8 protein-coding genes and 1 pseudogene are annotated in these 11,771 nt (G+C 60.7%); 5 read left to right on the plus strand and 4 right to left on the minus strand.

The genetic code is table 11. The features are described from left to right. Positions 1–73 precede the first annotated feature (73 nt). Positions 74–2,209: a calcium-binding protein gene (locus AB4O16_RS03620; protein ID WP_460157011.1), complete on the minus strand. Its 2,136-nt coding sequence runs from the start codon at positions 2,207–2,209 to the stop codon at positions 74–76. 632 nt (positions 2,210–2,841) lie between these two features. On the opposite strand from AB4O16_RS03620, the gene AB4O16_RS03625 reads away from it, so the two are divergent. The 3 genes from AB4O16_RS03625 (at position 2,842) to AB4O16_RS03635 (ending at position 5,762) form a co-directional block, all read left to right on the plus strand. Further along, the gene (locus tag AB4O16_RS03625; protein WP_160386304.1) at positions 2,842–3,402 is read left to right on the plus strand and encodes a lipid-binding SYLF domain-containing protein; all 561 of its coding nucleotides are present in this window, start codon (positions 2,842–2,844) and stop codon (positions 3,400–3,402) included. A 193-nt stretch (positions 3,403–3,595) separates the two neighbouring features. Then, complete coding sequence (gene gltS, locus AB4O16_RS03630) at positions 3,596–4,810, plus strand: sodium/glutamate symporter (protein WP_160386306.1); 1,215 nt, start codon at positions 3,596–3,598, stop codon at positions 4,808–4,810. 58 nt (positions 4,811–4,868) lie between these two features. Beyond that, positions 4,869–5,762: a LysR family transcriptional regulator gene (locus AB4O16_RS03635; protein WP_460157012.1), complete on the plus strand. Its 894-nt coding sequence runs from the start codon at positions 4,869–4,871 to the stop codon at positions 5,760–5,762. On the opposite strand, the gene AB4O16_RS03640 is transcribed toward AB4O16_RS03635, so the two are convergent. The 3 genes and pseudogenes from AB4O16_RS03640 to AB4O16_RS03650 form a co-directional block, all read right to left on the minus strand. Beyond that, complete coding sequence (locus AB4O16_RS03640; RefSeq protein WP_460157013.1) at positions 5,750–6,916, minus strand: (R)-mandelonitrile lyase; 1,167 nt, start codon at positions 6,914–6,916, stop codon at positions 5,750–5,752. The genes AB4O16_RS03635 and AB4O16_RS03640 overlap by 13 nt on opposite strands. An 18-nt stretch (positions 6,917–6,934) precedes the next feature. After that, entirely contained in the window at positions 6,935–7,990 is a 1,056-nt protein-coding gene (locus AB4O16_RS03645) for an alpha/beta hydrolase (protein ID WP_460157014.1), read from the minus strand. A gap of 60 nt (positions 7,991–8,050) precedes the next feature. Further along, positions 8,051–9,144: pseudogene (locus AB4O16_RS03650) on the minus strand (alpha/beta hydrolase). Positions 9,145–9,351: 207 nt separating this feature from the next. Here AB4O16_RS03650 and AB4O16_RS03655 point away from each other — a divergent pair. Together AB4O16_RS03655 and AB4O16_RS03660 are read left to right on the plus strand one after the other, a co-directional pair. Beyond that, a complete protein-coding gene (locus AB4O16_RS03655) occupies positions 9,352–9,651 on the plus strand; it encodes a hypothetical protein (RefSeq protein WP_460157015.1) in 300 nt (99 codons plus the stop codon). A gap of 159 nt (positions 9,652–9,810) precedes the next feature. Beyond that, entirely contained in the window at positions 9,811–11,550 is a 1,740-nt protein-coding gene (locus AB4O16_RS03660; RefSeq protein WP_160386319.1) for a dipeptidase, read from the plus strand. The last annotated feature ends 221 nt before the right edge of the window (positions 11,551–11,771 follow it).

The following is an 11,771-nucleotide window of genomic DNA, read 5'->3' on the forward strand; positions in this document are numbered from 1 at the left end:
CGCGTGCGGTACCTCTGCAACCGCGCCTGAGGCATGCTCACGCCATCACCTGGCGCGAGCATACGTCGTTCACTCAGGTAAAGGCGAAATCCGCTTCGCCGATGCTGGCCTGTGCCACGCCGCTCAAGGTGATGGTTCCCACATCCGGCTGGCCAGTGACGCTGATGACGGCCTCGCCGAACTGTTCTGCGATGGTGAGATTGGCGAAGGTCAAACCGCTGGTGCTCAGGTCGATCAGGTCTGTGCCGTCCTCGAAGTCGGCGATGGTGTCCGTTCCCCAGAGGGCCCCGAACTGGAACCTGTCCGCATCGAGGCCGGGTTCGAACTGCAGGCTGCCGACCATGAAGTCATCCGCCGCGCTGCCTACCAGCCGGTCATCCCCCGTGCCACCGATCATGAAGGCGCCTGCGCTGCCCGATTGCAGTGTGTCGTTGCCTTCATTGCCCTCGAGGGTCGTCTGGAAGGCGAACTCGGCGCTGCTGCCGATCACCAGGTCATTGCCGGCACCGCCGAAGGCACTGCCGAAATCCTCGATGGTGAGCGTGTCGTTACCCTCGCCGCCGAACAGATTGTCCAGGCCCGTGCCGCTGAGCAGCACGTCGTCCCCCGTACCGCCATCGAGCAGGTCCTCCCCTGCCTGGCCGAACAACTGGTCGTTGCCGCCGAGGCCGAAGATCTTGTCGTCGCCATCAGTGCCGACGATGATGTCGTTGCCGTCGGTGCCCGCCGTGACGAATTCGGTATTGTTACCGAAGTCGCCCACCGTGAAATTCTTGACGCCGAGGAACTTCACCGTGAAGTCGGTGCTGTCGAGCCGGCCGTTGTCATCCTCGTCCGCAATCAGCCAGGTGTTGCCCTGGCGGACCGTGTAGAGCAGATCGGTGATGCCGTTGCCGCCGCCGACCAGCACCGCGCCCAACTGTGGATTGAGCGTGACCTGGCCACGAAATACGAACTCATTGAACAGCTCGAGCGTATCGCCCCCGGCCACGCCTGCGCCCTGGAAGTCCTGGACGGTATCGAAGGTCGCGAAAGGTGTGTTCGGGTTGAACGAGCCAAGGAAGAACTCGAACTCGTCATTGCCGGCCCCGCCATTCAATTGGTCCGTCCCGGCGTCGCCTTCGAGCGTGTCGTCACCATTGCCGCCGAACAACTGGTCGTTACCGGCATCGCCAAACAGTTCGTCGTCGCCGTCCTCGCCAAACATCTGGTCGTTGCCGTCTTCACCGAACAGGTCATCGTTACCGATGCCGCCGAACAACTGGTCGTTGCCGGCATCGCCGTCCAGCGTGTCGTTGCCTGCACCGCCACTGACTATGTCGTTGCCGTTGCCGCCGGCAAGCAGCGAGTCATTACCGGCACCACCGTCAATGATGTCGGCGCCGTCGTTGCCCGTGATGCTATCGCGGTCGTCGCCACCGTTGAGGATGTCATTGCCCAGCCCACCGGTAAGCAGATCGTTGCCCGCGCCACCGTTCAGGATGTCGTTGCCGGCGCCGCCGTCGACGATGTCATTGCCGTTGCCAGCGTTAATCACATCGTTGCCACCGAGCGCGAAGATCCTGTCGACCTCTGCGGTGCCGTTGATCACGTCATTGCCTTCGGTGCCACGCACGACAAAGGTCGTGGTGCCGAAATCGGCTTTTACGAGGTTGTGCCGGCCCGTCAGTTGTACAGAGAAGTCCGTAGCGTCAAACACGCCGTTGTTATTGGAGTCCGCGAATAGTAGCGTGCTGGCGGCACCTGCGACATAGAAGACCTCGGTGAAGCCATTGCCGCCGAAACCGAGCGAAGCACCCAGCGTCGGCACCGTGGTGCGAGCCCCCTCGAAAACCATCCGGTTGCTCGCGGTGAGAAGCAGGTTGTCACCTCCGGCAACGCCGGCACCCTGGAAGTCGGTCACCGTGTCGCGGGCCAGGGACGTGGAGTCCGCGCCATTGCCGATAAACCAGTTGAAAGAATCGTTGTCAGCCCCCCCGGTCAGGGTATCGGCACCGACATTGCCCGTGAGGCTGTCGAGTCCGGCGCCACCGCGAAGCAGATCGTTGCCGTCGCCACCGGAAAGTTCATCGTTGCCATCGCCACCTTCTACCGTGTCGTTGCCTCCGTCACCCAGGATAAAGTCGTCGCCGCCGAGACCGAAGATCTGATCAGCCTCCGGGTTGCCGAATATGAAGTCGCCTTGTTCAGTCCCATTGATAACAGCCATGGTACTACCCTCCATTAAAGGAAATGGTAAGCGTTAACTGCGTTACAGCGGGTTGAGGCAAGTTAGACAAACCCGAGGGGGCACAAGTGCGCCATTTTGGCTCACCGTTTATCGTGAATGCAGGCGCGTGTTCTGGCGTCTTTTTCACCCCTGGAAGGCGGCAACATGGCTAGCTCCTGAGCTCCAGGGCCGGAGGTTCAGAAAAGCCGCCATCTCCCGGCGCCCCGAGGAAACATTCGGAAACAGTTAAGACTTCCCTTGTAGGAGCCAGCCTGCTGGCGATGGTCGTTAACGATAACGCGCGTAACCTGGATAAACGCGGCGCACTTGAGTCCATCGCCGGCAAGCCGGCTCCTACAGGTGGGCGTGAACCGGATAAAACCGGCGCACTTGGGTTCATCGCCGGCAGGTATTGCGTTATCTGTGTCCTGGCGAACGAACACGGCCATCACGCAGTGGTCATAACAGGTGATGGCATCGCAAATGACAGGTGGTCGCGAACCCACTTCATTCAGGAGCGCTGCTTGCAATTCACACATTTCAGGGTGCGACGGATAACCTCAGCGGGTTCGGTTCCTGCCTGACGCAGGTGCTTGCTGCTCTCGTCCAATGCTCCCTCAGCGGAGTACCAAATGACTCGATCAATACGCTTGTTCCTCTCGTTCTTCCTCGCGACCGCAGCATTGGCATCGGCCGGTTTACTGAACAATGCAGCAGCGGCCACCGCCGAGGATCTCAACGCCGATGCTCGACAAGCCTTGCAATCGCTGTACAAGACCAATCCTTTTTCCGAAACCATCTCGCACGAAGCCAAGGCGGTGCTGGTGTTCCCGAAAATCATCAAGGCGGGTCTCGTGTTCGGTGGCAGCTACGGTGAAGGCGTCCTGATGAAAGGCAGCAAAGTCGAGAACTACTACAACTCCGTCAGCGGTTCCTGGGGGCTGCAGGCCGGCGCCCAGTCGTACGGCTATGTGGTTTTCCTGATGACCGATAAAGCCGTGAAATACGTGGCCGAAACCAAGGGCTGGGAAATCGGTGTGGGGCCAACGGTCGTCGTGGTTGACGAAGGGGTTGCGAAGAACCTGTCCAGCTCGACGCTGAAAGATGACGCCTACGCGTTCATCTTCGACCAGCAAGGGCTGATGGCGGGTGTCAGTATCGAGGGAACGAAGATTTCCCTGATCAAGCGCTGAAGTCCGTCGTTTGATTGGCCATCGGGAGCGTGATGACGACTTGGCCGTTTAGGCTAGGCTGTCATCACTCCCGGCACACAAATGTACCTGGTGATTGCGGCACAGGCCTGTATCGACCGTTCATTGATACAGGTCCATATATTGAATGTGCGAATCCTGATAATGATTTTTCAGTTTTCCAGGTAGGCCTTAAATGACTTCACAGCTCTTCCAGGTTCACGGCCTCGTGAGCTTCACCCTCGCCATCCTTCTGCTTTTCCTCGGCAAGACCCTCGTCCAGCACAACACCTTTCTGCGTCAATACTGTATTCCCGAATCGGTCGTTGGCGGCTTCGTCTGTGCGGCCGTGACGTCCTTGCTCTACTTCGGCCTGAATATCCAGATCGAATTCGATCTGCAGGTACGCGACACCCTGCTGCTGTATTTCTTCGCCGGCATCGGCTTGAAATCGGACATGCGCCAACTGCTCAAGGGTGGCCGCCCGCTGCTGATCCTGCTGGTGCTCGCCGCTGTCTTCATTCTCCTGCAGAACTCGCTGGGCATGGGTGTGGCCCAGGCGTTTGGACTCGATCCCAAGGCCGGCTTGATGGTGGGCTCCATTTCCCTCACCGGCGGAGTGGGCACCACCCTGGCCTGGGCACCGCTGTTCGTCGATAAGCTGGGCATCGGCAACGCGCACGAACTGGGCATCGCCAGCAACACCGTCGGCCTGATTGCCGCCTGCGTCATTGGCGGCCCGATCGCCAACCGACTGATACGCCGCTATCAACTGACGCCGTCCCGGGATGCGGAACTGGAAGTCGGCATTCTCGAGCAACAACCGGGCAAGGCACTGGATTACTACGATGTGCTCTGGGCGTGGATGTGGCTCAACCTGACCCTGATGCTCGGTTATGGGCTGAATCTGCTGCTGGTCGATGCCGGCGTCACCCTGCCCAAGTTTGTCAGCTGCCTGTTCGCGGGTATCGTCATTCACCACCTGGTACTGGCGTTTGTGGGCGATCAACGCCTGAAAAGCTGGAGCGGCGCCAGCCTGGGTCTGTCGCTGATCTCCGACATCTGCCTGGGCATGTTCCTGACCATGGCCCTGATGGGGCTTCAGCTATGGCAACTGAGCGGCGCCTTGATGTTCATCCTGTGCGCATTGACCCTGCAGATCCTGCTGACGGTCCTCTATACGTACTTTGTGGTGTTCCGCTGCATGGGACGCGATTACGAAGCCAGCGTGATTGCCTCAGGATTCGGCGGGATCGCCCTCGGCTCCACCGCGACGGCCATCGTCAACATGTCGACCGTGACGCAAAAGTACGGCGCGGCGCACCAGGCCTTCCTGATCGTGCCACTGGTCTGTGGCTTTTTCATTGACTTGGTCAATGCCGTGATCATCAGTATGTTCAGTGGTTTGTAACGCTACGATGGGTTACAGGAATGGCATAATCGCACCGGCTCATAACAGGTGCGTATAAATGACCGTCGAAAGCTACGATCAACTGGCGATCTTCTCCGCCGTGGCTCAGGAACGCAGCTTCACCCGTGCCGCCGCCAGGCTGGGCATGTCGCAGCCGGCCTTGAGCCGGGCCATGCGCCAACTCGAGGATCGGCTGGGCGTCAGGTTGCTGGCTCGCACCACACGCAGCGTTTCACCGACGCAAGCCGGAGAGCATTTACTGCGAGTGATCGCCCCCAGATTCGAAGAAATCGACAGCGAACTGGCCTTGCTCAGCGAATTCCGCGACAAGCCCGCAGGCAAACTGCGGATCACCGCCGGCGAGCATTCGGCGATCACCGTTCTGCACCCCGTGCTCGCAAAATTGCTGCCGGACAATCCCGATCTCAACATCGAAATCATCGTCGACTACGGCTTCACCGATATCGTCGCGGAAGGCTTCGACGCCGGCGTTCGATTGGGTGAGCAGGTCGCCAAGGACATGATCGCGATGCGCATCGGCCCTGACATGCGCATGGCGGTGGTCGGCTCTGCGGCGTATTTCGCCCGCTATCCAAAACCGGTTGTCCCGATGGATCTGATGCAGCACAACTGCATCACCCTGCGCATGCCGACCTACGGAGGGCTGTATCTGTGGGAATTCGAGAAGAACGGCCAGGAACTGAAAGTCCGCGTCGAAGGCCAACTGGTGTTCAACAACATTGCCATGCGCCTGGAAGCCGCCCTTCAGGGGTTGGGCCTGGCCTATATGCCGCAGGACCTGGTGCAGGAGCATGTCGCGCAGGGCCGGTTGATCCACGTGCTCGCGGACTGGTGCGAGCCGTTCTCCGGCTACCACCTTTATTACCCGAGCCGGCGCCAGAGCTCGCCGGCCTTTACCTTGCTGCGCGAAGCCCTGCGCTATTCGGGCTGATTGGCCAGGGTGGTGTCGAGCGCCTCGGCGGCGCGTTTCGCCGCATCGGCATCGCCCTGATCGGCCAATAGCCGGGTCAGTTGACGCAATTGCGCGACACTCAGCCCTACCCGCAGGCTGGCGGCCATGTGCGAGCGCAGTTGGGACTCCACGCCCGGCGTAGCAGCCAGCGCTGCGACTGTCGCCAGCTCCCGGCTTTGCCAGTCGAGGTTGTCGCGCTCGAAAATGTCACCGAACAAATGCGCTTGCAGGTACTGGTTGATCACAGGGACGAAGTCGAACAGCGGCCCCTGCACCGGCGCCCCGGCAATGCGCGTCTGGTTGGCCTTGCCCCGCGCCAGCAGTTCATCGCCGACGGGAATGACGCGACCAGGCTCACGGCCCGGCTCGTCCTCAACGCCGCGCTGTTTACGCGCCTCCAGCACTTTCAGCAACTCGCCAAGGGCATTGAGGCTGCGAGGAAAGCCGCTGTAGGCGTAGAGCTGCACCAGGATTTCCTTGGCCTCGCTAACCGTCAGCCCGGCATCCAGGCCCTGGTTCAGGGCAACGTTGAGGCGCGCAATATTGCTCGAGGCCATGGCGGCGGCTATCAACGGGATGGCCTGCTGCTTGGCCGACAATGTCTGCGAGGCAGGTTGCACCACCGTCTGCGGCACCACCGGACGTTGGGCGTCGTACTGGGCATCGGTGACTTTCTCCAGCCACTGCACGCTTTTGCCCTCAACCGAACCGGTCACGGCCAGGTGCGTCATGCTGCTCGCCGGAGCGGCCCCGTGCCAATGCTTGACGCCCGGCGGGCAGACAATCACATCGCCCGGATGGATTTCCTGCACGGGCTTGCCCCACTCCTGCGTCAGGCCGACGCCGGACGTCACCACCAGGCGCTGACCGGCGGGATGGGTATGCCAGGCCGAACGCGCACCCGCTTCGAAGGTGACGTAGGCGCCGGAGGCATTGTTCTCGCCGGTGGCCGGAAACAATGGATCGACCCGTACCCGCCCGGTGAAATAGTCCCCGGGCCCTGCGACCGAAGCCTGGCTGCCAGCACGGTTGATCTGCTGGGCGGCCCCGGGCTCACTGATACTGCCTGCATCGGCGGCACCGGCGAAGGGAGCCGCGGCGCACACCGCGATGCCAAAAAGCGTGTTTTTCATATTGGCGAATCCTTCAAGTCACAGCGTTCTGGCATAGAACGCATTCAATTGGCCGATGGCGACGTCCACATACTCAGGCACCCAATAGGTTTCGATATGGGTCGCGCCATCGATGGTGAACAGCTTCTTGTCCCGGGTTCCGGTGGCCTTGGCGAACGCCTGCTCCGACATGTACAGGCTGTCGGCCTTGCTGCCGGCGATCATCAGCAACGGCTTGTCGATCAGTTCGATCTGGTCCGTGGCATCGAAACTCATCAGGTCCAGCAGACTGCTCTGGGTATAACGGAAGGTCGAATTCGGGTGTGCGTGGGTCTTGCCGTAATACTCGAACCCCTGCCGATACAGATCGAACGGCAGCCTGGCAATCTGCTCATCGGTCAGTTTGGCGTCGCCGACATAGCGCACCTCCCCGCCCGCCGCTTCCTGAGCGCGGGCAGCTGAAGCCTGTTGCAAACGCTCCTGGATCGTCGCCACTTGCGAGTCCTGGTACCCATTGCGGCGCACCAGCCCGGAGTTGAACATGCTCAGGGTCGCGATCGACTGGAAGCGCTTGTCGGTCTGCGCGGCCTTCAACGAATAACCACCGCCGCCGCAGATGCCGAGCAAGCCCAGGCGCGTGCTGTCGACACCGGGAAAGCTGGCGATGAAGTCCGCCATGCCATGGATGTCCTCGATGCGGTAAGCGGGCTTGTCGATGTTGCGCGGCTCGCCACCGCTGGCGCCCTGATACGCCGCATCCGCCGTGATGGTGATGTAGCCCTGGTCCGCCAGACGCTGGGCGTACAGTCCCGCCACCTGTTCCTTGACGCCGCCATTGGGGTGCGCCACGACGACGGCGGGATACTGCTTCGCCGCATCATAATTGGCCGGGGTATAGACGTTGGCGGCAATGTCCAGACCGTTGAGCTTGTAGCTGACCGGGTGGATGTTGACCTTGCCCGGCTCGTTCTTCACCAACGCACCAGCGTAGGTCAAGGTGTAGGGATTGTGCTTGTAGTCGGCGGCCTCGACTTCAACCCCCGACATGCCGATCATGGCAGCCATGAGCGTGGCCTTCAGCGTGGTTCGCATCATGTGAATCCTCCTGACAATTGCTGTTTCCAAAGGTGTGTGCAGCGATGGCCATGCACACTGTCAATCGAGGTTTTTCTCGGTGAGAAACTGCGAAACCAGATCCGCGATCTGCACGTTGTTCAGGTCTGAAAAGGGAAAATGGCTGTTGCCCCGGATGCCGATCTCCGGCAAGTGAACGAGCCGCACGTCTCCACCCTGGCGGTTCACGGCGTCTCGCCACAGCCGGGCCATCTCAAGGCGGGCACGCCAGCTGTCCTGTGCCGGCAATCGAACCGGTTTGTCCGGGATGTTGTCGCCGTAGATGATCAGGATGGGGATATGCGTCAGCGCCTGGAACTGCGCCTTCGATACGACCTGCGCGATGAGCGTGTCGAACGCGCTGGGAATCGGCGCCGGCGCCTCGCCTTCGGGAAACACGAAGCTGCTTCCCGGTTCGAACGCCACGATCCCTCGTACTTTCTGAGTCTTGATCGCAGTCATCCAGCCGGGCCCACCGCCCTGCGAATGAGTGAACAGGATGGCCGGCCCGGTTTTTTCCAGCAGCGCGGACACGCCATCGGAGGCCACTTCAATGTCATAAGGGCCGGTGTTGGGTGTCATGGAACGGAAGAACTGCTCCAGAGCCTGCGGTCCACGGGGAAACTGGCTGCCCTCGAAGGTCTCGGGCCACAGGCCGATACGGAACTGGTTGAACCACAGTTGCTCGTCCGGCACTGGCTTGATCGTCGTTTCCACCAGGCTGCGCCCGGCATCGCCACGGCGCGGCTGGTCGATCAGGTAAGTGGAGAAACCGCGTCGCAGGAAGATGTTCTGGAAACCCTCCCGGCCATCGGCCGTGGTTTCCAGGACTTCGCGGATTGCCCCGCGCCATGCCACATGACGATGGGCAACGGGTGAGCGTCGACCGGTACCTGATAGAACGCATACACATGGTCGCCATGGTAGGTCTGGCCATCAGGCATCATCGGTTTGTAAGGATCAAAACTCCCTGGCCGGGTGATCATTCCCCCGCCGGCGATCAGGCTTCCCTGATCCTTGATCATCAGCGGGCTGCGCTCCTCGGCGTCCACCAGTGCACCGCCAGTCAGGGTGACACAGAGCGTACCCGCCTTGATTGCAGCGTGCGCGTAGTTGCGGATGGAATCGCGGGTCATGAGTGGCTCTCGACTTGTTATCGCAGAGTTGCAACTTACCGCCCGGTTATTAATTAATGAATAGACCCAATCGAATAGCACTAATACCAAAAACACATAACTATCTTGATTGCAGCAACACCCGCGCCGAGGTGGCTGATGTCTTCAAACGGGCCTAATCTGAACAGGCAGGACCTTGAGCACGCCTCTCGATACAGGGGAACCCGGATGACTGGAACAATTGCGTGCCATGGTCCGTCCTGGATCCTGCTTTCCCTGCTCGCCGCCAATCTGGCGCTGACCAGCGGGTGTTCAGGCAAAACCAGCACAGCGCGTTATTCAGCGTCGAACATCGGTTCGGCCTGCTATGCCAAAGCCCTCCCCACGGTCGGCGAAGGTGGCCTTGCCTGGGGCGATACCCTGAACATGGCCCGGCAAAAATCCCTGAGCAATTGCGCCCGCTATGCCGGCCGATCGGGCGGCACACCGAGCACCTGCCAAGTGGTGCTGGCAGAATGTAAGCACTGATGGGCGGTTTTTCGTTTCTGCGCCGCTTTTGCGTTTCTGTGCGACAGATCCCACTTCAGGGGCTCCCGCTTCACAGGCTCGCGGTGTTAGTTTTGAGATGTTTCTGACAAAGCGATCAGATATTTCTTACAACCCGCCTGCAAAGGAATGCCCCCAGCAATGGATTTTTCACTCAAGCACCTGGCTGCGACCACCCTCATGCTCGCCAGCCTTTCGTCGTTCACCTCGGCTGCGCAAGCCAACATCACGCCAGAACAGAGCGCGGTCATCCTCAAGACTTTCAATGATGCGTCGGTCAAGGATTTCAGGCAGTTCCTCGCAAGCCTGGCCAAGAGCGATATCGCCAGGACCGACAACCTCGGCGCGGCCATCGGTGCCTTCCTCGACAACAAGACGCTGTCCGCCGAACAGCAGAACGAAATCCATCGTTTGCTCGGTCTTTATGCCCGGGTGAAATACGGCAGCGCGGCCACCGAAACCTTGAAGGAACTGGTAGCCATTCCGACAGTGAACGTGGAAGGGGTGGCCCAGCACGACAACCCTGAATTCATCAAGATTGCCGAGAAGATCAAGGGGCTCGCCCAGGCGTTCAACCTGAACTTCCGCAACATCGACAATCGCGTCTACGAGATTTCCCTCGAAGGCAGCGGCGATGAAGTCGTGGGCATTCACGCCCACGCCGATGTGGTGCCGGTGACACCGGAGAACTGGGTGTTGCAGGACGGCACCCGCCTCGACCCGTTCAAGGTCACCCTGATCGGCGATCGCATGTATGGCCGCGGCACCGAGGACGACAAGAACGGCATCGTGGTGGCGCTCTATGCCATGAAAATCATCAAGGAAGAAAAGCTGCCGCTGGCGCGCAACTTCAAGTTGCTGGTCGACACCACCGAAGAGACCACGGGCGACGCCATCCCCTACTATTTCGAACGCAACCCGACGCCCAACTACAACCTGGCGCTCGATGGCGGCTACCCGGTGGTGATCGCCGAGAAAGGCTACGGCACCGTCATGGCCAGCTTCGCCAAGCGCGCTGGCGAGGGCAAAGGCGCAGAGATCATCTCGATGACCGGCGGCCTGGCCACCAACCAGATTCCGTCGACCTCGGTCGCGACCCTGGTGACCGACAAGCCCGCCGAACTGGCCGCCAGCCTGCAAACCGCCGGCAGCGAATACGCCAAGCGCAACGGCGGCAACTTCGAGGTGGCTGCCAAGGTCGACGGCAAGGACGTCAAGTTGACGGTCACCGGCGTGTCCGCGCACTCCTCGGAACCTGAATCCGGCGTCAACCCGGTGGCCAGGATGCTCGATTTCATCAATGGCCTCGACGGCAAGGTGGCGCTCAAGCACAACCACATCACCGATGCCGCGCGCTACGCCGCCGACAACTGGGGCCTGGATTACCTGGGTGGCAAGTTGGGGGTCGGTTTTGCCGATGAGTTCATGGGCCCGCTGACCACTTCCCTGACCTATGTCGGGATGGACGACAAAGCCTTCAAGCTCGCGGTCAACCTGCGCGTGCCGAAGGGTAAGTCGCCTGAGGCGCTCAAGTCGGAGATCGCCGGCAAGCTGGACGCCTGGAGCAAGAAGACCCGCATCGCACCGACCTTCGAGCTGTCGATCGCCGAACCGATGTACCGCAACCCCGAGGGTGAATGGGTCAAGGCGCTGCTCGCGGTGGCCAGCGAAAACCTCGGCATGGAACACAAGTTCGGCACCTCGGCCGGCGCCACGTCCGTGCATGAACTGCCTAACGGCGTGCAATTCGGCCTGGCCATGCCGGACGTCAAATACACCGGGCACAACGACAACGAGTTCAAGACCACCGGGCAGTTCCTGCTGGACTTGCAGATCGTCACCGAAATGATGGGCCGCATCGGCCAATTGCCGAAACTGTGACACCTCTTCGGACCCGCCGCACTGGCGGGTCCTTTGCTTTCACTCCAAAATCACCTGCCGGCCCTTGTAGGAGCGAGCTTGCTCGCGAAAAACCCAAGGGCGCCACGGTGCGTCCGGTTTCCCGCGTCATCGTTACCCTCCATCGCGAGCAAGCTCGCTCCTACGGGTCGATTTGATCGTTGGAAATCCCCGGCAAGGCATTGCGCGACCCACCGTCCAGG

The organism is Pseudomonas sp. S2_H10, assembly GCF_054668285.1.

Coding starts and splice junctions, on each gene's coding strand:
- AB4O16_RS03620 (WP_460157011.1), bottom strand. CDS start 2,209: ATGGCTGTTATCAATGGGACTGAACAAGGCGACTTCATATTCGGCAAC.
- AB4O16_RS03625 (WP_160386304.1), top strand. CDS start 2,842: ATGACTCGATCAATACGCTTGTTCCTCTCGTTCTTCCTCGCGACCGCA.
- gltS (WP_160386306.1), top strand. CDS start 3,596: ATGACTTCACAGCTCTTCCAGGTTCACGGCCTCGTGAGCTTCACCCTC.
- AB4O16_RS03635 (WP_460157012.1), top strand. CDS start 4,869: ATGACCGTCGAAAGCTACGATCAACTGGCGATCTTCTCCGCCGTGGCT.
- AB4O16_RS03640 (WP_460157013.1), bottom strand. CDS start 6,916: ATGAAAAACACGCTTTTTGGCATCGCGGTGTGCGCCGCGGCTCCCTTC.
- AB4O16_RS03645 (WP_460157014.1), bottom strand. CDS start 7,990: ATGATGCGAACCACGCTGAAGGCCACGCTCATGGCTGCCATGATCGGC.
- AB4O16_RS03655 (WP_460157015.1), top strand. CDS start 9,352: ATGACTGGAACAATTGCGTGCCATGGTCCGTCCTGGATCCTGCTTTCC.
- AB4O16_RS03660 (WP_160386319.1), top strand. CDS start 9,811: ATGGATTTTTCACTCAAGCACCTGGCTGCGACCACCCTCATGCTCGCC.